We start from the raw sequence: 22,168 nt of genomic DNA on the forward strand, positions 1-22,168 counted from the left end.
TAGCTTTAGTCGGTTCTCACTGACCATCGCACGATGGCTCACCACGTCAACGACGTGACACTCAGCACCGAGAACTACACCACCCCAGGGGACGTCACCGTCTGATCCTCTGAGAGAAGGAAGTGACGTGTTCTCCCTCCTTTGCTGCGGCGTAGTCGATGCCGAGCGGCGAAGTCATTGAAGCGTGCGCGGTCCACTCGGGTAAGCGTGAGTTCACCTTGGTGACGTGGGCCCGGCACTGCCGCACCAACTGCTGGGCCGCATGCGCCGACTGTTGGAATCGTGCACCGTCACGCTCATCCACCATGGCCTCATCTTGGAGCAGGCCAACCGCGCTGGTGTGCTCCTATGCTCCGCCGTTGTACCATCCACATCCGCGACTTGGATCCCGAGCAATCCTCGCGCGTACTACGGTACGGACCATCCCTGGGCAGAGGTCCCGGTCGTGTCGCCTGTCGGCGGTGTGCGCGCAACCGAAGCTGGGTGCGACAATGCATCGAGTGGGTGCTCCCTCAGCCCGGCTGGTTTTGGTCAAGCCCCTTGATGCCGAGTCGGTAGCCGGCATCTGGACGCGCGCCAGCCGCGGGTCAGCTCTCGTCCCAGTGCAGGCCGAACCGGCGGAAGACCTCCTGCAGCTCGCTGAGCTCGGGGGTTACCTGCGTTGGCTCGCTGGTGGGCTCGAGTTTGGGGCTGCGTGGCGGGTCGTCCGGGCGCTCGAACAGCGCCCACATGTGGATCTCATCACCATGGCGGGAGTTGAACCGCACACCGTCGACAAGGTCATCTCCGTTGTCGCTGAGGTTGAATAACCATCGTGCGATCGAACGCGTCAGCACGCGGTCACGCGCTTCCTTCAGCAGCGCAGAGTCGACGTCCCTTGCTGCGAGGCCGTGATCGGCGAACGGGTAGTGTGCGATGAGGGCTGCGATTGTTCGCGAGTGGGTGGTGTAGCAGTAGCGGCCGGTCTGCCGAGCTGAACCGAACTGTCGGTTCTCGACCCAGCGGTATCCCACTGCCCCGATGGCGGCCTCGTGGAATTTCTCCACGCTGCCGTCGTCATCTTCGATCTGGTCGAGCTCGTTGAGCAGGGATCGACTGGGCCGGAACTGCGCCAGCAGTTCGAGGAAGCAGCCCAGGAGGCTGTCGGCGGTGTAGAGCGTCCGGAACTCGCCGCTCTGGTCGTCCCACCGACCAGAGAAGCGGCCGGCGTCGTCGGCGTAGCTCCAGGGCGTCCATGCCCACATGTCGGGGCCGAAGCCGACCCGCCAGACGCCGCCGAGATCGTCGGAGGACTCGATCTCGAGATCGGGTTGCGTCATCCGATGTGCGCGAACGACTTCGCCGCGGTGATCACGTCGCGTGCCGCCTTCATCTGGTCGCCCTCGCGCAGCACCTGCGCCGGCGCTTGGTCGTTCAGCGCGGGGTTCATCCCACGGAACCAGGACTGTACCGTCGTTGCGTCATAGCTCTCGCGTAGCAGAGACGCGGCGTAGAACGCGTTACGCAGTCGCTGCTGGTCCGTTTCGCCCGGCGTGCTTGCGCCCTCGGCCCACGTCGACACCGACCGTGACGACTTCACACCGCCGATGTAGGCGACGGCACGCACGCCGAGGATGTCTCGCAGCTGCGAGACGAGCTCAGCGAAAGGGAGGCGGATCGAGTCTTCGTGTGCACGCAGCCCTGGCCGCTGGTCGTGTCGAACGGTGGTAGCCATACCGCTAGTGTACGTCGGAAACCGCATCCGAATGCACCCCGAAGTGCATGTGAAAATGCACGTCAGATCGCAGACTCGTGGGAAACCTCGGTCCCGTCTTGGCCGGCAGGCCGGTCACGCGATTCCACGCCGCAGACGCCCTGGCCGCGCGCTTCCGCGAGGGTGCGTGCACGCAGCGATCGATCAGTCGCGTGAGGACTTGCGTGATACCGGTCGGCGGCTTGGCTCTATGTCGTGGTCTTGATGGATGCTGCCGTAGTCTTATGCGAATATTCATCGGCGTGCTGCCCGAGGGTGGTGGCACTGAAGGAATACATGTCGTGGGAACAAGCGAACTCAGACGCTTGCCGGCGAACCTGCTCGAATCGAATCCAACCACGCTGGCCGCCGATCTGAACCCGCATGAAATCAACCAAGCCGTGACTGACGGTGCTGTGCACGTGGTATCGCAGAATAGTTCAAATCCCACCGTCACCGCCATAAACCCCTGATAAGGAGGTATTTCTAATTTCCGTTGAACGGGAGTGAGAAAGAGTCCGCGCGGTGTGCTCCGTGCGATGGCCCGGATTGCCGCGTGTTTCCGCGGATTTCAGGTTGTTGCTCGTGAGAAGGAGTTGGGAACGGACTTCTTTCTCATTTGATGCCCGATGGGCGTTGAATTGGGCGCCTGCGGGCTGGTGGATCCAGGGTTCTCGGAGGCAGGCTGAAGGCCCCGCGTTGATCGTCGGACATACGTGGATCCACGGATGTTTCGCGACGATCCTCGAGTCTAGAGTCTGCGTAGTCCGATGTACCTGCACGGACATTCATCATCCGGATCTGGGTGCCGACTCGCTGTGGAGCGAAGATGGCCGCTGGGGAAGTTGTACAGGCGAAGCCGCGCTTCATCGCGGCGCTCAAGCACCGTGACCTGCGGCTGCTCACCATCGCTTTCATCGTCGACGGCGGTGCATCCTGGTCGTACAACGTGGTTCTCATCGCGTATGTCTTCACCCGCACGCAGTCCGCCGGGTGGGTGACCGCGCTCGTCACCGTGCGCTGGGTGGTCGGCGTGCTCTGCGGGGGCTATGCCGGCGTGCTCGCCGATCGCTACGATCGCCGTCTCGTACTCACGGTCAGCGCCTGGATCGCATCGATCGTGACAGTCGGCATCGCCGCCATCGTCTGGGTTGACGCGCCACTGTGGATGCTGCTGGTGGCCGCTGCCGTTCTCACGGCGGTCTGCACGCCGATGCGTCCCGCATCGGGAGCGCTCATCCCCGAGGTCGTTCCGGAGTCCGACCTCGTCGCCGCGAACGCGCTGTTCGCACTGCTGGAAAGCGTCATCGTTGTCATCGGGCCGGGGGTCGGGGGAGTGCTGCTGTTGATGGGTGCGCCGGTGTACGGAGTGCTGGTCAATGCGGCGAGCTTCGTTTTCGCGGCCCTCGTGTACAACGCGTTACGGGTGCGCTCGCGAGGCAGCGCTGAAGTGGGTGGTGGCGCCTTCGCGCAGTGGATGTCGGGGGTGCGCACACTCGGTCAGCACCACAAGGCGCTGGTGCTGACCGTCTTCCTGATTCTCGACTCCGCCGCGGCCAACGCTGCGAATGTACTGCTGCCTGCACTTTCAGAGCATCTGCACGGCAATTCGGTGGGGTACACCCTCCTGCTGGCGGCGAATGCGCTCGGTGGTGTCGTGGTCGCCGGGCTGGCGCAGAAGCTCGCCGCGACGAAGCGGATGGCAGTGCTCATCACCGTGGCGATGTTCGTGCAGTGCGTGCCGCTCTGGTTGAGCGTCTTCGCGGGGTCGATCCTGGGCGGGGCAGCGCTTCAGCTGCTCTCGGGTGTGGGAATGGTCATCGTCGACGTGCTCGCATTCACCACGCTGCAACGGGATCTGCCACGTGAGGTGCTGGGGCGCGTGCTCGGCACGCTCGATGTGCTCATCCTCACCAGTGCCGTTCTGACGTCGGTGCTCGCGAGCGTCCTGTACGCGACCTTTGGGCTGGCCGTTGCTTTCGGCGTGATCGGGCTGGGATTCCCGCTTTTGAGCCTTCTCGGGCTTCCCCTGCTGCGACGCCTCGACGCCGATGTCGCACACCGGGCCATCCGCCTCGAACCCATCACGCGCACACTCGACCGACTCGACCTGTTCGCCGGAGCACCGCGGAGCCTTATCGAGCATCTCGCTGAGAGCGCGGAGGAGCGCACGCTGGCGGCCGGAGCGGTGATCATCCGCCAGGGTGACCCCTCGGATGCTCTGTGGGTACTCGAGGATGGCGTCCTCGAGGTGGATGCCGTGCGGGGAGACGGTGCAATCACGGCGCTGCCCGATGTCGAAGCCCCAGGATATGTCGGCGAACTCGGACTGCTCGATCGGACCGTGCGCTCTGCTACGGTCACTGCGAAGACGACGTGCCGCGTCCTGCGCATACCCGGCGAGGAGTTTGCCGCCGCATTGGAGGCGTCGGTGCCGTCGCCGTCGATGCTCGGTCGGGCCGGGGTGCGCATGTCTCGTACTTCATCGGCTTCGCCACCTTCGGAACCGGTGCAGGATCCCGCCCAGTAGGTCCCCAGGTGAGCAGACAAGGATTACGGTCGGCGAGGCCGGCTCCCCCGGAGCCGACAGACTCGACGCCTGACTACCCGGTGTGAGCCGGGCGGAAGATCAGTGAACTCACGGATCCCCGCAGCCACCTGCGATGGGACGCTGGCGGTGTGCACATCGAGATCTGGCTGGACGGCACGGATCCGCCTGCGGGCCGCGTCGGCGGTCACGACCACGAACTGCCCTTTCGCGGGTGGATCGATCTGATGGCTGCCCTATCGCGATTGCTCGGCTCGATGCGTGAAGAGGATGGCGACCTCGGTGCGCGATCGCAGCCCGAGCTTGGCGAGGATGTTTGAGACATGGGTTTCCACGGTGCGACGCGAGATGAACAGGCCCTGCGCGATCTCCAGGTTCGTCGCTCCGGTGGCCACGTGACCGGCGATCCGCTCCTCGGTGCGGGTGAGCGCCTGCCACCCCGAAGTCGGTCGAGACCGCGGCTGCACGGGCACGGATACGCCGGCCTGCCGAAAGGATGCCCGGGCCCGCGCCAGCTGATAATCCGCCCCGACCTCGGCGTAGGCGTGCAGCGCGGTAGCGGCGAGGCTCCTGTTGCGCCGGTCCGATGCCGGCAGCGCGAGTGCGGCCAGCTCCGCGATGCGCGCATGATCCAGCAGTCGCGGGGTGGTCGCCATCAGCTGCTCGGCCTCGATCAGCAGCGCGGCGTCGCCCGTGTGCACGCCAGCCGTCGCCTGTGCGGTCGCCTGCAGGTGGGCGACCGTCGGGTTCCTCGCCGCCAACGCCGTGACGACCGCGATGACCTCCTCGGCGCCTTCGGCCGAACGCGCCCGCGTCGCAGCATCCGCTCTTCGATCGCGGCGCACCTGCCCCATCAGCTCCACCAGATCGAGCGCCAGCTCGGCACAGTCCATGACCATCTCGACCGCGCGCAGCTCCTGCCATCCACGCCACAGCACCTCGACGGTGCCCGCGATGTCTCCGTGCGCACGCGCGATCTGACTGTGTCCCAGCCACACCCACGAGCGCCCGCGGCCGCCCCACAGCTCCCGGCCGGGAACCGGATCGAGCTGTGCGGCCGCGTCCAGCGCGGCATCCGGTCCGCTCTGCTGCGCGATGACCTGGGCGCGCAGACCCCGCACCGGCGGGTCGAGCCGGATCTCCATCGACCCGAGCATCGCGCGGTGCGCCTCGAGGCCTGCGGCGATGTCGGACAGGTGGGCGCTGTGGCTGCGCGCCTGCGCGGCGAGGGTGTGGGTGGCGAGGATGCCGGTGCGGTACCCGAACTGCTCCGACACCTGCAGTCCGCGCTGCACCTGGGCGATCGACTCGGCCGTGCGATCGACATCGGCGAGGGCGACGGCCAGCTGCGCATGCGGAAAAGCCTCGATAGTGGTCAGCGACGGATGACGGTCGGCGACCGTCACCGCCTCCGTCTGCACCGCGACGGCCTCATCGAGATCGCCGCGGCAGGAGGCGATCTGACCCTGCAGCGCGAGGGCGTATGTCTGAGCGCCATGGTTGCCGTGCTCCGCAGCCAGCGTGGCACCCGCACGGGCCAGCTCCAGCGCTCCCGCCACATCGCCGAGCATGAACAGCGGCCAGCCGGCGAAGGCGAGGTGCGCCGCCCGCTCGGCCGGTTCGATCAGCTCGAGCGCGGAGTACCGCGTCGCCCGCTCATGCGCCACCGCGTGCTCGTGCTGCATCAGCAGCGCACGCAACTCGATGCCGCGCAGCATCGAGCCCGCCGTGCCGTCGCCGGCGTGAACCAGTGCGCTCGCCGCGAGCTCACCCGCCTCATGTGCGCGGCCCGCACTGAGTGCGGCACGGGCGAGTCCCGCCGTGGCCCGCACGTGCAGGGGATTGGCCGCGTCGGTGCCGGCGACCACGCGCTCCCACAGCTCCACGGCGGTGACGGGCGCGGCGGCTGCCGTGCGCTGCGCGAGTCGCAGCACCCAGGGCAGGTCGGCCCCCGAGGTCGGCGCGCGCAGCAGGTGCCCGGCCACGGTCGCGGGCGAGACTTTCGCAGCGTCCAGCGTGACCGCCACCTCGCGGTGCAGCTCGGCCCGAACCGCGGCGGGCAGGTCGTGCAGCAGCACGTCCTGGATCAGCTGATGTCGGAAACCGAAGGTGTCGCCATCGATCTCCTCGATGAACCCCGCGGCGAACGATTCGCGCAGCAGGGGCACGAGCTCGCTCATCGGTCGATCGGCGACCAGGCGCAACTGCGAGGGCGAGAAACGGGTGCCCAGGAGGGCCGCGGTGGTGAGCAGTTCGCGGGTCTGGTGGCTCAGGTGGCTCAGGTGGCGCATCATGATCAGCGCCAGCGATGGGGACGGACCGATCGGGGCATCCAGCAGTGCCTCGCCGTGCTCGCCGAGGGTGACGGCGCCCTCGCGCAGCAACGCGCGGATCATCTCGGTGAGGAACAGCGGGTTGCCGCCGGCCGCCGCCGTGTAGCGCGCCAGCGCGCCGTCGACGCGCGCGCCGGTCAGCTGCTCGGCGATCGCGAGACAGGTCTGGGCCGGCAGCGGCTCGAGCGGGATTGCGCGAAGCAGCCCGCGCTCGCTGAGCACGCTGAGCAGACGATCGAGTGCCGGGACGGTCTCGTGCCGGGCCTGTGTGCGCAGCGAGCCGATGATCACCAGTGGCAGCTGCTCGAGGGTGCGGCTGAGTCGGGTGAGCAGACGCAGCGACGCTGGATCGGCCCAGTGCAGGTCCTCGAGCACCAGGAGGGTGGGTGCCCGCGCGACCGCTTCGATGACCGACAGCAGGCGCTCACCGGCGATCGGCTCGCTCTGCTCCGCGGCGATGCGCTGGTCGTCCGCGCCGAGAACAGTGGCCAGCGCATCGAGCAGCAGTCCGAACGGACGTCGCCGGTCCATCGCATCCGTCGCACCGCGCAGGATCCGTCGGCCCTGCGGCGCACGGCTCAGCACCGCGTCGATCAGGGCGGTCTTGCCGATGCCGACCTCGCCCTGCACGGTGAGAAGCAGCCCGCTCGCCGAGCCGGCCGCCGCAGCACCGGCGAGGCGCTCGAACTCGGCATCCCGGCCGAGGAAGAGCCTTCCGGGCGGGACGAGGGCAAGCGCAGACGCAGGCATAGCGATGACTCAGCCTCTCTGCCGCCGGTAGCTGGATTCTAGCGAAGGAGGCGACCATGTGGCCAGATGCACCCGATGACGCCGACTCTGCGGCCCCCTTCGCCCCGCGGCTCGTCGCCGAATGGCTGGCGCAGACGCCCGACGAGCGCCACCGGCGGCTGCCCGGAACGATGATCTTCGCCGACATCTCGGGGTTCACCCGACTCACCGAGCGGCTGGCACGGCGTGGCCGGGTCGGTGCAGAGCTGCTCAGCGACACCCTTGATCTGACCTTCGCGACGCTGCTCGCGCCCGCGTTCGCGGACGACGCCGACCTGCTGAAGTGGGGCGGGGACGCCGTACTGCTGTTCGTGCGGGGTGCACAGCACGCTGCCCGCGCTGCCCGCATCGCGCATCGCATGCGGGCGGCGCTGCGCACCCTGGTCCGCGAGCGCACCCTGCCGGTGCCCGCGGCGCTGCGCATGTCGATCGGCATCCGCACCGGAACGTTCGATCTGTTCTTCGTCGGTGACCCGGCCAGCCACCGGGAGCTGATCGTCGGCGGCCCGGACATCACGCGCCTGGTCGAAGTCGAACAGGCCTGCGAAGCGGGCCGGATCCTGCTCTGCACCGATACCGCAGACCTGCTGCCGGACGGGGCGCTCGCAGCGGTGCGCGACACAGCGGCCGAAAGGGAAGGGCGGATGCTGCGCTCCGTGCCGCCGGTTTCCGACATCCCGCCGCAGGTGGCCGCACCGACCGCTCTGGCCGCGAAGACCCGGTCCGTCCTGCAGACGCTGCCGCCCGTCATCCGCGCGCACGTCCGGGCAGGTCCCGGCGAGCCCGAGCACCGGCCGGTCGCGATCGGGTTCGTGCAGTTCACCGGCACCGACGCCCTGCTTCGTGAGCCGGAGCGGGCCGCGGATGCTGTCGCGGCCCTGGTGGAGACCGTGCAGCGTGCCTGCCTGCGGCATGGCGTGACGTTCTTCGAGTCCGACATCGCCGCCGACGGCGGAAAGATCATGCTCATCGCGGGGGCACCGCGCAGCGCCGGGCGCGATGCCGCGCGGATGCTGTCGGCAGCACGCGAGATCGCCGATCACACCGGGCCGCTCGGCGTGCGGGTCGGAGTGTCGACCGGTCACGTCTTCGCCGGCGAGCTGGGCCCCGCCCTTCGGCGCACCTATTCCGTCAAGGGCGACGCCGTGAACCTCGCGGCCCGGCTGCTCGGGCGCGCCGAGCCCGGTCAGGTCGTGGCGACAGCGGATGCCGTGGGCGCGGCGCGCGTGCGGATGCAGGCCGTCCCGATCGAGCCGTTCCTGGTGAAGGGCAAGCGCGCGCCCGTGCACGCCCTGACCGTGCAGCGCGTCGGCGACCAGGTGACGGGCGCCCTCGGCGAGGCGCCGTTCGTCGGCAGGGCCGAGGAGCTGGCCGTGCTGCGCGCGGCGCTCGCCGCAGCATCCGCGCATCGCGGCAGCGTCGTCGACGTCGTCGGCGAGCCGGGCATCGGCAAGAGCCGGCTCGTCGCCGAGGCCGGGGAATCCGACAGCATCCGATCGCTGGTGACGAGTGTCAGCGGCTACGAGGCCGGGGTGACCTACGCCGCCATCGGGGGCCTGCTCCGTGCCGCCCTCGGAGTCGCACCGCACGAAGAGGTGGATGTGGTCACCGCGCGCCTGGTGCAGGTCGTGCGCGCCGAACGGCCCGATCTGCTGCCCTGGCTGCCCCTGATCGGTGTGCCGCTGGGCATCGCGCTGCCATCGACCCGCGACGTCGACGAGTTGGATCCTCGGTTCCGCCGCAGCCGGATCGAGGACGCGGTCGTCGCGCTTCTCGCATCGCTGCTGCCCACCCCCACCGTGCTGATCTTCGAGGACACGCATCTGCTCGACGAGGCATCCGACTCGCTGCTGCACCGACTCGAGGCGGATGCCCATGACCATCCGTGGTGCGTGATCGCGACCCGCCGCGAGGTGCCGGTCGGGCACGTGCCGCAGCTGCAGGACCCCGCCGACCGGCGCATCGCGCTCGCCGCGATGTCGCACGAGCTCGCGCTGGCACTTGTCGAGCAGGCGGCCGGAGCCGTGCGTCCCAGCCGTCACGCGCTCGAGGCGATCGTGGAGCGCGGGCACGGCAACCCCCTGTTCCTCACCTCCCTTGCCGCCCGCCAGGCGGATTCGGCGTCGGGCGAAGAGCTGCCCAGCACGGTGGAGGCGGTGCTGCTGGTCGACATCGACCGGCTCGATACCGCCGATCGCGCGCTGCTGCGCCTGGCCGCGGTACTCGGCGCACGCTTCGATCCGCGATTCCTGGCCCGGCTGCGCGACGGCGCTCCGGTCGTGAGCGGCCCGCATCCCGACACCGGCGACGCGCAGTCGGCCGATGACATCGCCGACCGGCTGGCGGAGTTCGTGCGACCGGTCGACGACGGCGATCTGGAGTTCCGGCACGCGATGGTGCGCGACGTCGCGTACGCCGGGCTGCCGTTCCGGCTGCGGCGCAGTCTCCATGAGCGGGTGGCGGTGGCCTTGGCGAGCGCGACCGATCAGCCGGCATCCTCCGAGCTGCTGAGTCTGCACTTCCACGCCGCGGGCCGGCACGAGCAGGCCTGGATCCACTCGCTGCGTGCGGGCGAGCAGGCCCGCAGCAAGTATGCCTATGCGCAGGCGGCGGACTTCTTCGGCCGCGCCCTGGACACCGCGGCGCACCTGCCGCAGATCCCGCGATCAGAACGGGCGGCCGCCTCCTCCTCCCTCGGCGACTGCCTCGACATGGCGGGTGATGCGACAGGTGCGCTGGCGGCGCTGCGGCGTGCACGGCGGGAACTGGCCGGCGATCCGGTCGCCACCGCCGAGCTGCTCTACCGCGAGGCGCGCATCATCCAGCGCCAGGGCAGGTATCGGCCCGCGCTGGCCCAGCTGACCCGGGTGCTGCGGATGCTCGAGGGAAGCGTCGGTGCAGACGCGGATGCGGTGCGCGCGCAGGCCGCCACCCGGTACGGGTTCTGCCTGCATCTGCAGAGCCGTGCGCGGGAAGCCGTGCGCTGGGGGCGGCGCGGTGTGGAATGGGCCGAGGCGTCGGGGGATCGGACCGTGCTCGCCCACGCCTGCAACGCGCTGCACCTCGTCTATGGCGCATCGCCGCTGGATGAGGACCGGCCGTACGGGCAGATCGCCCTCGGCCTGTACGAGCGGCTCGATGACCTGAGCGGGCAGGCGCTGACTCTGAACAACCTCGCGATCGACGCGTACAACAGCGGGGCCTGGAACGACGCGATCGACGCCTTCCGGCGCGCCGGCGAGAGCTTCCACCGACTCGGCGATGAGGCCAATGAGGCGACCGCACTGTACAACCGCGCCGATGTGCTCGTCGCGCAGCGGCGGCATGATGCGGCGCTGCCGGTGCTGCAGACCGCCCTGCGCCTGGCCCGCCGAGTCGATGATGAGGAGCTCGTCGGCCTGGTGCTGCGCGAGCAGGCCAGAGCTGCGGCCGGCAGCGGTGATCCCACGGGTGCATGGCCGCTGTTCGACGAGGCGCGTGCGGTGCTCGCCGGCCTCGAGTTGGCCACCGAGGTCGCCCTGCTCGATGCGGCACGCGCGCAGGTCATGACCGTTGCCGGCGACGCTGCACAGGCGCTGGAGCTGATCGATACGACCATCGGCGCGGCTCGGGCCAAGGCCGCCGACACCCTTGCCCGGCTGCACCGCATCCGTGCTCAGGTGCTTGTCGCGCAGGGGCAGGATGCCAGGGCTGCCGATGCCGCTCGCGACGGACTCGCCCGCACCACCGGCGGCTACGGCGGTTACGAACCGGCGCTGCTCCGCCTCGCTCTCGCCGAGGCCACCGGCGACGAGACGCTGCGAGCCGAGTCTCGTCGTGCGCTGCACGACCTCGGCGTCATCGACTGAGCGTCATCGCCTGAGCGGATGCTCTGGCGCGTGGATCAGATCGTTCCTCGCACGTCGTGCAAGAACAGGACGACCAATCGCAGGTCGCCGACGTTCGTGCGGCTGCTTGAGGCGAGGTCGGTGCAGAACCGCTGGTCGGCTCCGATCACACCCTTGGCGAGGCACGGCGGTGCGACGGTCAGTGCTCCAGTCGCGGACTCCGACCACTGCGCCCGGAACGATGCGACGCCGCGCTGTCCGCAGAGCGTCTTGTCGCAGATGATCGTCATGCTCGCCGGTGCCGTGCGGGTGTAGAGATCGGCACCGCCCGGTGCGGTCAGGTCACCGAGGAACTGCGTGACCAGGCCGCCGGGTGCGCAGGTCGCACCGGTTGGGCAGACGCCCAGGGTGAGGGCGGTCGTGCCCTGCGCCCCGCGCGGCAGCGACAGGATGCCGCACATCGGATGGGTCGCATCGACCACGGCGCAGCCGGCGGCATCCGCCCCCGCGGTGCCGTTGAGCAGCGATGCGTCGTTCCCGTCGAGGACGGTCAGATGAAGATCGACGGGGAACGGAGCGGCGGGGCCGGTGAGAATGGTGGCGGGAGCCACCGGGGACGTCACGTCAGCCGTGACCGTCAGCGCGGCGGTCGCCTGCGAGTAGGCGGTGAGGATATGGATGCTCGAAGTGCCGGCCGGGATCGTCTTTGTTGTCGTCGACAGCGTGCCGCCGCCATCCGTGCGAAGGGTCACCGTGGCATCCGTACCCCAGGTCGCGTCGGCGCCGGTGTTGTCCTTCAGCGTCACCTGGATGTCGAAGTCGACGTGGACCGCAGCGAGCACCGCAGGGATCGCCCCCGCGGGGACTCCTGCGATCGAGGCGGCTAAGGCCGGGTCGCTCTGCGCGGTGACAGTCACCGCGGTGGGCGTGGGTGGTGGCGGCGGAGCGTCGGCGGATGCCGCCTGTGGGGCGATCAACACCGCCAGGGCGAGTGCGGTCACGGCGATGAGCGAGCGGGCTGCTCGCAGGCGGCGGTGCGACATGATGCGGACTCCTCGACGGGGGGACAGGGTTGTTCCCAGCCTGTCCTGGTGCGTGCGGGAAAAGATCCGTGAGTTCACTGAGGTTTCCCCCGCCGCATCCCGAGATGCTGAGTCCATGGTGCTGGAGTCTGCTCACAATCGTGTTCCCGATGTGCGTGCGCCGGGGGTCGTCGTGCGCCGGGGACGGGTACCGGAGCGGACTGTGCTGCTGGTGGCATCGTTCGGGGCGCTGCTGGCGTTCCTGGACGCGACCATCGTGAACATCGCCTTCCCCAGCATCCGGGAGTCATTCCCGGGTGAATCGATCAGTGACATTTCCTGGGTGCTGAACGCGTACAACATCGTGTTCGCGGCATTCATGATCGTGTTCGGTCGATTGTGCGACCTGCTGGGACGGCGTCGGGTCTACCTGCTGGGGGTGGCCGTCTTCACGCTGTCGTCGCTGGTCTGCGCGCTGGCGCCTTCGCTCGGCGTGCTGGTGGGGGCGAGGATCGTGCAGGCGCTGGGCGCCGCGATGCTCGTGCCCGCCTCGCTCGCGGTGGTGATCGACGGGTTCCCGGCGGCTCGGCGGGCGCGGGCGGTGGGGCTGTGGTCGGCGGCCGCAGCGGTCGCCTCGGGGCTCGGCCCACCGATCGGGGGCGCGCTGGTCGAGGCGGGCGGCTGGCAGTGGGCGTTCTGGGTGAATCTGCCGCTGGGGGCAGTCGCCTGGTGGCTGGGTCGGCGTCAGCTGGTGAACAGCCGCGCGCCCGGCCGACGCCGGATGCCGGACCTTCGCGGCGCATTGCTGCTGGCGGGCTCACTCGGCCTGATCAACGCGGTGATCATCAAGGCGGGGGACTGGGGTGGGGGCAGCCCGATCCTGTGGTCGGCGGTCGTGGGCGCCGTGGTGCTGTTCGGCGGCTTCATCGTGAGCTCGATGCGACACCGCTCACCGGTGCTCGATCTGGCGATGATGCGCAATCGTCCGTTCCTGGTCGCGAACGTCGCCACGCTGGTCGCCGGCGTCGGCTTCTTCGCGTACATGCTCGGCAATGTGCTGTGGCTGCAGTACGTGTGGCAGTACACGATCCTCGAAGCGGGGCTCGCACTGGTGCCTGGGGCGCTGGTCGCGGCCCTCGTCGCGGGTCTGCTCGAGCCGATCGCCGCCCGCGTCGGCTACCGCTGGATCATTTCGGCCGGGTTCGTCGTCTGGGCGCTGGGCTATGTCTGGTACGTGACCGTGGTCGGCACGACGCCGAACTTCCTGGCGGAGTGGCTTCCGGGCCAGATCATCAGCGGCATCGGGGTGGGCGCGACCCTGCCGCTGCTGGCGGCATCGACACTGGCGACACAGCCCGACGGGAAGTACGCGACAGCATCCGCCGTGATCTCCAGCGCCCGTCAGATCGGCGGCACGATCGGCGTCGCACTGCTGGTCGTCATCCTCGGCACGCCGACGGCGGCGACCGTCGTGCAGGATCTGCGCGACGGCTGGACGATGAGTATCTTCGCGTTCGCCGCGGGGGCGGTGATCACCCTGTTCCTGGGGCGGGTGAATCACGGGGCCGAGGTGGCCACGGCCAACACCGACGAGCGGCCCTCGCCGCTGCGGGCGCCGGATGCCGCGCGGTCGGTGGTGCTGCGGCGGGCCATCCCGACTCCCGAGGAGTCGCTGTTCGGACGCCTGCCCGAGCGGGCCCGCGAGCGGCTGCGCGCCGACGCACCGCGCCGTGCGATGCCGGCGGGGTCGTGGCTGCTGCGGCAGGGGGAGAGCGCCGAGTCGATGTTCGTCGTGATCTCGGGTCGCGCCGAGGTCGTGATCGACGACGAGGTGGTGCGGGAGATCGGCCCCGGTGCGGTCGTCGGCGAGCTCGCACTGTTCACGGACGGGCGCCGGTCGGCGTCGATCCGTGCCCGCCGGGACTGCCAGGTGCTCGAGGTGTCGCGCGAGCTGCTGCAGCGCACGATCGGCGAGGATGCAGCATCGCTGTCGGCGTTGGTCACCGCACTGGCGGGTCAGCTCGCGGAGGCCAGCCCGCCTGCCGCTCGGACGGCGTCACGCCCGAGACTGATCGCCGTGGTGGGTGCGGGTCCGGGCACACCGGTGCAGGCCATCGCGGGGATGCTGCAGCGCGGCCTGTCCGCGCATCTGCAGGTCGCCCGGCTCGCCGGTGCGCACACCCTCGAGCAGGTCGATCGCGCCGAGGCGGAGAACGAGCTCGTGATGCTCGTCGCCGACGGCGCGGACGAGGGCTGGCTCGCGCGGTGCGCGCGGGAGGCGGATGCGGTCGTGCTGGTCGCTCGGGCCGATGAGGCTCCGCCGGCAGCCCTTCCGACGATGGCATCCCGCCCGGAGCTCGTGCTGGTGGGTGCACCGGTGCGCGCGGCCAGGCAGGTGTGGCTGGATGCGGTCGACCCGTGGCGGGTGAGCGAGATCACGATGAACGATGCCGGCTCGCCGGGGCGGCTGCCGGAGGGCATCCGCGGTCTGGTCGACCGGCTCGCGGGTCGCTCGCTGGCGCTCGTGCTCGGGGGTGGAGGAGCGCGAGCGCTCACCCACGTCGGCGTGCTGATGGAACTGGAAGAGGCGGGGCTGCGCATCGATCGCATCGCCGGGTCGAGCATGGGCGCGGTGGTCAGCGGCTACTACGCCACCGGGGCATCTGCCGCAGAGCTCGGCGACGTGACCTATCGGGAGTTCGTCCGTGAGGACATGCTGGGCGACTACGGCCTGCCGCGCACGTCGCTCGCCCGGGGGCGACGAGTGCACCGGGCGCTCGTGCGGTGCTTCGGCGACCTGCAGATCGAGGAGTTGCCGGTCGGTTTCCGCTGCGTCAGCACGGACCTGCTCACTCGCGCATCCGTCGTGCATCGTCGGGGATCGATGACCCAGGCGATCAAGTCGTCCGCCCGGCTGCCGGTGCTGTTCGCCCCGATTCCCAGTGAGGGACGGCTGCTCGTCGACGGTGGAGTGCTCGACAATCTGCCGGTCGACGCGCTCGTCGAGCGCGATGAGGGGCCGGTGATCGCGGTCAACATCTCCATGGGCGGTGGCCACAGCCCTGCGCCGGGTGCCGCGCCGCGTCCGGTGCGGATCCCGCCGCTCGGCGAGACGATGCTGCGCACGCTCATGATCGGCGGCGGCGGGGCGGCCGAGGCCCAGCGTCTCGGCGCCTGGGTGATCACCCCGCACTCGATGGGCGTCGGTCTGCTGGAGTTCCACCAGTTCGATCGGATGGTCGAGGCGGGGCGTGCCGCTGCCCGTGACCTGCTGGATCAGGCGGGTGACGAGCTGCTCGGCGCGTGACGTCGTGTCAATGCTCCGCTCTCACGCGGTCGGGATCGTGAGGATCGGCTGCGTGGTGGGTTGCCCGGTGGGCGAACCGCCGGCATGCTCTACGGTGATGGCGATGACGTCACCGGGTTGGATGCCCTTGTCCAGCAGCGCCGAAGTGCTGGTTCCGGTGGCGTCGAATGTGCCCGCGGCGATCGGGGTCTTCCCGCGGATGTACCAGAGCTCGAACGTCTCGGTGTCGGTCAACAGGGGCAGCTCGCCGGTGACCAGCACGGCTTGTCCCGCCGATGCCGACCAGTGCAGCGTGGCGGAGCCGCCGCCGTCGACCTGGGCGGTCGCCTGCTGCGCGTCGGGGGCTGCTTCGATGCGGTTCAGCGCGACCACGGCGACCGGCTGATTCGCCTGTTGCACGGCGATCACGGTTCCGGTGCCGATACCCGCGAGAAGGACGAGGGATGCCGCCAGGGCAAACCACCGGCGGCGGCCCCATCCCCGGCGCCCCGATCGGTGTGTCCGGCGGCTGGCCCGTGCGGCGTGCGGCCGGCCCTCTGCCACGGAGTGCTGCGGCGTCTGGTCGATGCGGGCGAGGATGCTCTCGCGCAGCGCGGGCGGTGGTGCGACCTCGTCGCCGAACTCGGCGAGGCCGGTGACCGCCTCGGCGTCTGCGTCTGCCTGTGCTGCCCATTCCGGGTGCTCGGCGAGTGCGCGGTGGTACGCGCGCAGGTCGTCGGTGCCCAGTGCGCCCAGCGCCGCGCCGGCCGAGAGCTGCACGAACTCTTCCTCGGTCACCGTGTCACCCCCATTTCCACTCGCAGTCGTGTCAATCCGTCCCGCATGCGGGTCTTCACCGTCCCCAGCGGTGCCCCGGTGAGCGCCGCGATCTCGCTCTGTGAATAGCCCCCGTAGTACGCCAACATGATCGCCTCTCGCTGGCGGTCCGGCAACTGCCGGAGGGCACCGGCGACCCGCTGCGATTCGATCCGCAACTCGACCTGCTCGGCGACACCCGCGGGCACCGTGGCGAGGTCCCGGAACCCCGACCGGATGTCACGGTCACTGCTGGCCTCTGACGATCGCACCCGGTCGATGGCGCGGCGGTGGGCGATGGTCAGCAGCCACGACCGTCCCTGTCCCTTGTTCGGAGCGAACCGGTCGGCGGATTGCCAGACCTCCAGGAACACCTCCTGGAGGACCTCTTCGCTCTGCGCACGGTTCACGAGCACCCGCAGGATGAGACCGAACACGCGCGGCGAGAGCATGTCGTACAGGTCGGCGAAGGCGGCCCGATCGCCGGTGGCGGTGCGGCGGATCAGCTCCCCGACCAGGTCGACGGGGTCGGTGCCGCCGGCGGGCACGTCCGTTCCGTCGATGACCATGTCCACCAGCATGCCGCACACCTCTCCTCGGGCCGGTACCGGCTATCCGAACGTGAACGAATAGACATCCACGCCCGTGGGCACCGCTGCCTCGAGCACCGCGTCCGATCCGTCGGCGCCGGCGACCACCGCGTACGACCGCGGCACACCCGACACCTCGACATCCCGCCACGAACCGCCGTCCTGCCGCACCCGCACCGTGCCGGTGCCGCCGAGCACCATGCGCACGGTCGCCGCGTGGAAGCGCAGCCGCACTCGTGCGGTGTCGCCGGCGGGGGTCGCAGACTGCGACGCGATCGTCCACCGGCCGCCGAGTGCGAACGTGTCAGCGGGCTGGCTGGCCGGCAGAGTCCAGCTCGACGTCCCGTCGGGATACGCGGAGCCGGCGAAGTTGCGCTGCTTGGAGAACCCGAGGAACGTTTCGGGAGTGGTCGATCCGGCGGCGGGGGTGAGGTCGGCGACCTCCGTGGGGGCGGGGAGCGTCATCCCGGGGTTCGCGTCGGTCAGCAGCTGCCGGATCATCTGCTCGGTCTGCGCGTAGTCGCCTTCACCGAAGCCGATGTGCCGCACGGTCCCGGTGGCATCGATCAGGTAGTCCGCGGGCCAGTACCGGTTGCGGTAGTTGGTCCAGGTCGCCAGGTTGTCATCGAGCGCGATGGGGTAGGTGATGCCGAAGCCCTTCGCGCCGGCGGCCACGTTGCCGGCATCCTTCTCGAAGGCGTACTCCGGCGAGTGCACGCCGATCACCTCGAGGCCCAGGGCGCGGTATGCCTTGTCCCAGGCGACCACGTGCGGAATGGAGCGCTGACAGTTGATGCAGGAGTACGCCCAGAAGTCGACCAGCACGACCTTGTTGCGCTCGGCGGCGAGGTCGACCGGCGCACCGCCGGGGGTGTTCAGCCACCCGGCGATGCCCTTCAACGACGGGGCGGTGCCGCACGACTGCAGGTGGTCGGCGTTGGCGGTGCATTTGGACAGGTCCTTGTTCTCGTCGTTGACGAGCCCGCCCAGCTGCAGCGCCTTCTGCGCGCCGGGGTTGTCGGTCAGCGACCGCTGCAGCTGCGCCGTGTAGTCCGGCACGAGTCGCTGCAGCGCCTGCGGCAGGTTGAACGCCAGCCCGGCCGCGAGGGCGATCATCGCGATTCCCGCGGTGATGCGCAGGCCGTGCTCGTGCGCGCGGAACGCGCGGATGCGTTCGACCAGTCCCCGCCCGGCGAGGGCGAACGCCAGCAGCGGCACCGAGACGCCGATCGCGAAGGATGCCGTCAGCAGGACAGTGCCCCCGCCGATGCGGCCGGTGGATCCGGCGACGATGATCGCGGCCAGCACCGGGCCCGCGCACGGCACGAAGACAGCCCCGAGAGCCAGCCCCACCCCGTACCCGCGCCCGCTGTTGGCGACATCCTTGCGCCGTCCGAGGCGCTGGAACGGGCGCTCGATGAGCTGCTCGACGCGCGGCACGATCAGACCTGCGCCGATCAGCACGAGCACGCCGATGCCGACCCAGCGGATGACGTCCTGTGGCAGGTGCAGCAGCCCGAGCAGGAGCGAACCCGCGAGCGTGACCAGCGTGAAGCTGGTCACCAGCCCCAGGATGACGAAGTACGGACGCGACCGCGGCGCCGGCGCCGGGGCGTCGTCGAACCGCGCCGACTGCGCCCCGCCGGTCAGGAAGATGACCGGCAGCACCGGCAGGATGCACGGCGAGATCCCGGTGATCAGGCCCCCGAGCAGTCCGATGATGACAAGTTCCATCCGTACTCCATTCGTCACCGTCTGTTCGGTGTCGCGGCCGCAGCGGATTGCGCAGGATCCGATCCAATCCGTTCGGCGCCGGGCCGCGAACAGGTGGTGGATGCCGGGAGCACACGCTCCCGGACGCACCACGAGGAGGACGAGATGTTCCGCAAGAAGATGTACCTGGCCGTTCCGCTGGTGATCGGCGCGGCGGTGGCGCTCAGCGGCTGCTCGATGGGCGCAAACGGCAACACCGCCCCGAGCGCGGTCCCGCCGGCCGCCTCTCAGCCCGCCGCCTCCCAACCGTCGGCGATGGACCCCGCTGCGGACCTCGTCGGGCCCGGCTGTGCGGGCTATGCCTCCACGGTGCCCAATGGCGCCGGGTCGATCCAGGGCATGTCGCAGGACCCGGTCGCGGTCGCGGCATCCAACAACCCGCTGCTGACCACCCTCGTGGCCGCAGTCAGCGGCAAGCTCAACCCGAAGGTGAATCTCGTCGACACCCTGGACGGATCGGAGTTCACCGTTTTCGCGCCCGTCGACGACGCGTTCAAGAAGATCCCTGCCGCCACCATCGACAGCCTGAAGACCGATGGCGCCACGCTGACGAAGATCCTCACCTACCACGTGATCCCCGGCCAGCTGCCGCCGTCGAGCATCGACGGCACGCACAAGACCGTCGAAGGACAGGACGTCACCGTCACCGGCAGTGGCGACAACATGATGGTGGGCGACGCGAAGGTCATCTGCGGCGGCGTGCACACCGCCAACGCCACCGTCTACCTGATCGACTCGGTGCTGATGCCCCCCGCGCAGTAGCGCCTGCTGTCAAACCTGGTGCCGCGGTGAGTCCGTGACCCGCTCGAAGACGCGTGCGTCGCGAGCGGGTCACGTCCGTGAGTGATGCGGGAAATGCGTGCACCGACACGGACATCCTCATCATTCTCCGGCCAGCCGCAACTGCAGGGCGCTCGCGTTGCGGGCATACTGCTCGGCGAAGTGTTCGAGCTGACCGGTGACATCGACCGTCTGGAGGTGCATGCGCCGATCCTGACCACCGGGCCCGGGGCGCGCGGGTTCAACCTGTACGACGGATCCCTGCGGGAAGCCGCGTTCGATTCGGTCAAGACCGCGGGCGATGGGTCGATCGGCATCCAGGTCTCCAAGCCGCTGGAGACGCTGACCGTGCACCAGGACGTGGAGGCCACCGGGGGTGCGGGGATGAGCCTGGTCAAGGGGGTCCAGGTGTCGCTGAAGGCGATCGCGTTCTCGGTCAAGCCCGGCGGGACCATCGAGGAGGTCACCATCGGTGGATCGCTGCGCACCCACGGCGACGGCGTGGTCACCGTGGAGGTCGACAAAGGCGCAACCGTCAAGAAGCTCACAGTCCGCGGCACCATCGAGGCGTTGGGGGCCGGGTCGTCCAGAACAGCCATCGAAGGAAAAGCCCCCACGGTCTGACCTCTTATCGAAGCATGCAACGTGTTCCCGCACTTGGCGCGACGGTGGACCTGCCTTTGCTGTGTGTCTCTTTTGCATCTCATCGGGATCGGGTTGACGGAGTCTCTGCGCCTTATGCGTGCGCGTAAGTTTTCGCTTGGATTCCGCGCGACCGCTCCCTGTCAGGGCGCCCACGGACGTTCGTAATGTGAGGCGTGAGACGGCAAAGGAGTCGCGATGTCCGTGATGAGTGAGAGAGACCTCCTGACCGCAGCGCAACCCGTCCATAGGATGAAGCGGTCTCTGGGCCCGATCGCGCTGATGTTCGCCGCGATCGGGTCGATCATCGGATCTGGCTGGCTGTTCGGCGCGTTCAATGCGTCGGCGCTGGCCGGTCCTGCCGCGATCTTCTCGTGGGCGATCGCGGCGGTCATGATCATCCTGATCGGCCTGACATATGCCGAACTGGGTCCGATGTTCCCGATCTCCGGCGGTGTCGTGCGCTATCCGCACCTGGTGTGGGGATCGTTTGGCAGTTACTCCATGGGCTTCGTGACGTGGATCGCCGCCGCCGCGGTTCCGGCCATCGAGGTCACCGGCGCTCTGCAGTACGCCAGCAGGTTCTTCCCGTTCACGACGGCCGTGCAATACCAGGGCGCGACGCAGCACATCCTCACCCCAGTGGGCATGGTGGTCGCCGTTCTGGCGCTGGCACTGTTCGTCGTGCTGAACTACTTCGGAGTCTTGCTGTTCGCGCGCATCAACAATGTCGTGGTGTGGTGGAAGCTGTTCGTCATCGTCCTGGTGATCGTCGTGTTCCTGATCGCCGGGTTCGCCATGGTCAGCAACGGTGCGCGGGGTCACGCCGGCGGCGCCGCGAACTTCACGGACTTCGGCTTCGCCCCCAAGGGCTTCGCCGCTGTGTTCACCGCCGTGTCGACCGCCGGTATCACGTTCTCGTTCCTCGGCTTCCGCCAGGGCATCGAACTGGCCGGTGAGACCAAGAACCCCAAGCGGAACATTCCGCTCGCATTGGTCGGATCCGTGGTCATCACAGGCATCCTCTACATGCTGCTGCAGGTGGCCTTCACCGTCATGGTGCCCACCTCTGCGCTGAAGAAGTCCGGCGGCTGGATCAACCTCACGTTCACCAACGACGCTGGCCCGCTCGCAGCGCTGGCCGCAGGCGGCGGACTGATCTGGCTCGCGTATATCCTGTACTTCGACGCCATCGTCTCGCCGGCCGACACCGGCCTTATCTACACGACGATCACCGCCCGCGTCTCCTATGCCATGGGCCGCAACGCCAACGCGCCGAAGTGGCTGGCCGCCAACAACAAGCATGGTGTGCCGCACTGGAGCCTGCTGGTCGCGTTCTTGGCGGGATGCGTGCTGCTACTGCCGTTCCCGAGCTGGCAGGCCCTGGTCGGGTTCATCACCAGCGCGACCGTGATGTCGTTCGGCACGGGTCCTCTGGTCCTTGCGATCCTGCGCAAGACTCATCCTGAGCGGCCCAGGCCGTTCAAGCTCCCCGGCGGAAACGTCATCCCGTATCTGGCGTTCTGGAGCGCCAACATGATCATGTTCTGGGCCGGCTGGGGCACGAACTCGAAGCTGCTGATCATGCTGCTCATCGGCTACGTGCTGCTGATCGTCTTCCAGGTGACCAACCGCAAGGGTTACAGGCCGCCGCTGTTCTTCACGTTCGGCGCTTCGTGGGTGATCCCCTGGTTCATCCTGTACGGCCTGGTGAGCTTCTTCTTCAGTGCCGACAGCCCGATCGGGTCCCTCAAGATCGGTGGCACCACGTTCGGCGACATCATGTTCTTCTGGGTATTCCTGATCAACGCCGTCGTTGCCGGCTTCGTCTACTGGCTGGCCGTCCGCATGCGCCTGCCCAAGGAGCAGATCGACCTGTACATCGAGGACGCGACCCGCGAATCCGAGGTCGAGGAGGAGACCGTCGCAGGTGGGCACATCGGCTGAGGGGGTGCGGTGGCGCATGTGGGCAGGCGTGCCTCTTCTGGTGGCCCGTGTGCGGATGCCGGAGTCTGGTCAGTCGCGCGACG

The 22,168-nt window shown here is 69.0% G+C and carries 14 protein-coding genes; 7 read left to right on the forward strand and 7 right to left on the reverse strand.

The window, feature by feature from the left end; genetic code table 11:
- Positions 1-587: 587 nt before the first annotated feature.
- Positions 588-1,319, reverse strand: a complete 732-nt coding sequence (locus ABD705_RS13110) for an RES family NAD+ phosphorylase (RefSeq protein ID WP_344784302.1) — start codon at positions 1,317-1,319, stop codon at positions 588-590.
- On the reverse strand, positions 1,316-1,714 hold the full coding sequence (locus tag ABD705_RS13115; RefSeq protein WP_344784304.1) for a hypothetical protein: 399 nt from the start codon (positions 1,712-1,714) through the stop codon (positions 1,316-1,318). The genes ABD705_RS13110 and ABD705_RS13115 overlap by 4 nt, the downstream gene beginning before the upstream one ends.
- Before the next feature lie 263 nt (positions 1,715-1,977).
- On the opposite strand from ABD705_RS13115, the gene ABD705_RS13120 reads away from it, so the two are divergent.
- Both ABD705_RS13120 and ABD705_RS13125 read left to right on the forward strand, forming a co-directional pair.
- Complete coding sequence (locus ABD705_RS13120; RefSeq protein WP_344784306.1) at positions 1,978-2,205, forward strand: hypothetical protein; 228 nt, start codon at positions 1,978-1,980, stop codon at positions 2,203-2,205.
- Between the two features lie 356 nt (positions 2,206-2,561).
- On the forward strand, positions 2,562-4,262 hold the full coding sequence (locus tag ABD705_RS13125; protein ID WP_344784308.1) for an MFS transporter: 1,701 nt from the start codon (positions 2,562-2,564) through the stop codon (positions 4,260-4,262).
- 254 nt (positions 4,263-4,516) lie between these two features.
- Here the strand turns inward: ABD705_RS13125 and ABD705_RS13130 are convergent, their stop codons facing one another.
- Complete coding sequence (locus ABD705_RS13130) at positions 4,517-7,363, reverse strand: helix-turn-helix transcriptional regulator (RefSeq protein ID WP_344784310.1); 2,847 nt, start codon at positions 7,361-7,363, stop codon at positions 4,517-4,519.
- A gap of 56 nt (positions 7,364-7,419) precedes the next feature.
- On the opposite strand from ABD705_RS13130, the gene ABD705_RS13135 reads away from it, so the two are divergent.
- Positions 7,420-11,250: an adenylate/guanylate cyclase domain-containing protein gene (locus ABD705_RS13135; protein WP_344784312.1), complete on the forward strand. Its 3,831-nt coding sequence runs from the start codon at positions 7,420-7,422 to the stop codon at positions 11,248-11,250.
- Between the two features lie 35 nt (positions 11,251-11,285).
- Here the strand turns inward: ABD705_RS13135 and ABD705_RS13140 are convergent, their stop codons facing one another.
- Positions 11,286-12,272, reverse strand: coding sequence for a hypothetical protein (locus ABD705_RS13140; protein ID WP_344784314.1), 987 nt, complete (start codon positions 12,270-12,272; stop codon positions 11,286-11,288).
- Between the two features lie 115 nt (positions 12,273-12,387).
- Here ABD705_RS13140 and ABD705_RS13145 point away from each other — a divergent pair, with 115 nt between their 5' ends.
- The gene (locus ABD705_RS13145) at positions 12,388-15,558 is read left to right on the forward strand and encodes an MFS transporter (RefSeq protein ID WP_344784316.1); all 3,171 of its coding nucleotides are present in this window, start codon (positions 12,388-12,390) and stop codon (positions 15,556-15,558) included.
- A 21-nt stretch (positions 15,559-15,579) separates the two neighbouring features.
- Here the strand turns inward: ABD705_RS13145 and ABD705_RS13150 are convergent, their stop codons facing one another.
- From ABD705_RS13150 to ABD705_RS13160, 3 genes are read right to left on the reverse strand one after another with little or no spacing between them, the layout of a single operon-like run.
- Positions 15,580-16,335, reverse strand: a complete 756-nt coding sequence (locus ABD705_RS13150) for an anti-sigma factor (RefSeq protein WP_344784318.1) — start codon at positions 16,333-16,335, stop codon at positions 15,580-15,582.
- Positions 16,332-16,934 carry an ECF RNA polymerase sigma factor SigK gene (gene sigK / locus ABD705_RS13155; RefSeq protein WP_344784320.1) on the reverse strand — a complete coding sequence of 201 codons (603 nt, stop codon included), beginning with the start codon at positions 16,932-16,934 and terminating at the stop codon, positions 16,332-16,334. Before sigK ends, ABD705_RS13150 begins: the two co-directional genes overlap by 4 nt.
- 30 nt (positions 16,935-16,964) lie before the next feature.
- On the reverse strand, positions 16,965-18,677 hold the full coding sequence (locus ABD705_RS13160; protein ID WP_344784322.1) for a cytochrome c biogenesis protein CcdA: 1,713 nt from the start codon (positions 18,675-18,677) through the stop codon (positions 16,965-16,967).
- Between the two features lie 144 nt (positions 18,678-18,821).
- Here ABD705_RS13160 and ABD705_RS13165 point away from each other — a divergent pair, with 144 nt between their 5' ends.
- From ABD705_RS13165 to ABD705_RS13175, 3 genes are all read left to right on the forward strand, one after another.
- Entirely contained in the window at positions 18,822-19,478 is a 657-nt protein-coding gene (locus tag ABD705_RS13165) for a fasciclin domain-containing protein (RefSeq protein WP_344784324.1), read from the forward strand.
- A gap of 216 nt (positions 19,479-19,694) precedes the next feature.
- Complete coding sequence (locus tag ABD705_RS13170; protein WP_344784326.1) at positions 19,695-20,120, forward strand: hypothetical protein; 426 nt, start codon at positions 19,695-19,697, stop codon at positions 20,118-20,120.
- Positions 20,121-20,390: 270 nt separating this feature from the next.
- Positions 20,391-22,085, forward strand: a complete 1,695-nt coding sequence (locus ABD705_RS13175; protein WP_344784328.1) for an APC family permease — start codon at positions 20,391-20,393, stop codon at positions 22,083-22,085.
- Positions 22,086-22,168: the final 83 nt, after the last annotated feature.

Source organism: Microbacterium kribbense, assembly GCF_039537285.1.
Lineage (GTDB): Bacteria > Actinomycetota > Actinomycetes > Actinomycetales > Microbacteriaceae > Microbacterium > Microbacterium kribbense.

What these genes read in the sequence shown, in the direction of transcription:
- ABD705_RS13110 (WP_344784302.1), bottom strand. Translation starts at nt 1,319, where the DNA reads ATGACGCAACCCGATCTCGAGATCGAGTCCTCCGACGATCTCGGCGGC.
- ABD705_RS13140 (WP_344784314.1), bottom strand. Translation starts at nt 12,272, where the DNA reads ATGTCGCACCGCCGCCTGCGAGCAGCCCGCTCGCTCATCGCCGTGACC.
- ABD705_RS13165 (WP_344784324.1), top strand. Translation starts at nt 18,822, where the DNA reads ATGTTCCGCAAGAAGATGTACCTGGCCGTTCCGCTGGTGATCGGCGCG.
- ABD705_RS13125 (WP_344784308.1), top strand. Translation starts at nt 2,562, where the DNA reads ATGGCCGCTGGGGAAGTTGTACAGGCGAAGCCGCGCTTCATCGCGGCG.
- ABD705_RS13120 (WP_344784306.1), top strand. Translation starts at nt 1,978, where the DNA reads ATGCGAATATTCATCGGCGTGCTGCCCGAGGGTGGTGGCACTGAAGGA.
- ABD705_RS13130 (WP_344784310.1), bottom strand. Translation starts at nt 7,363, where the DNA reads ATGCCTGCGTCTGCGCTTGCCCTCGTCCCGCCCGGAAGGCTCTTCCTC.
- ABD705_RS13145 (WP_344784316.1), top strand. Translation starts at nt 12,388, where the DNA reads ATGGTGCTGGAGTCTGCTCACAATCGTGTTCCCGATGTGCGTGCGCCG.
- sigK (WP_344784320.1), bottom strand. Translation starts at nt 16,934, where the DNA reads ATGCTGGTGGACATGGTCATCGACGGAACGGACGTGCCCGCCGGCGGC.
- ABD705_RS13115 (WP_344784304.1), bottom strand. Translation starts at nt 1,714, where the DNA reads ATGGCTACCACCGTTCGACACGACCAGCGGCCAGGGCTGCGTGCACAC.
- ABD705_RS13175 (WP_344784328.1), top strand. Translation starts at nt 20,391, where the DNA reads ATGAAGCGGTCTCTGGGCCCGATCGCGCTGATGTTCGCCGCGATCGGG.
- ABD705_RS13160 (WP_344784322.1), bottom strand. Translation starts at nt 18,677, where the DNA reads ATGGAACTTGTCATCATCGGACTGCTCGGGGGCCTGATCACCGGGATC.
- ABD705_RS13135 (WP_344784312.1), top strand. Translation starts at nt 7,420, where the DNA reads ATGTGGCCAGATGCACCCGATGACGCCGACTCTGCGGCCCCCTTCGCC.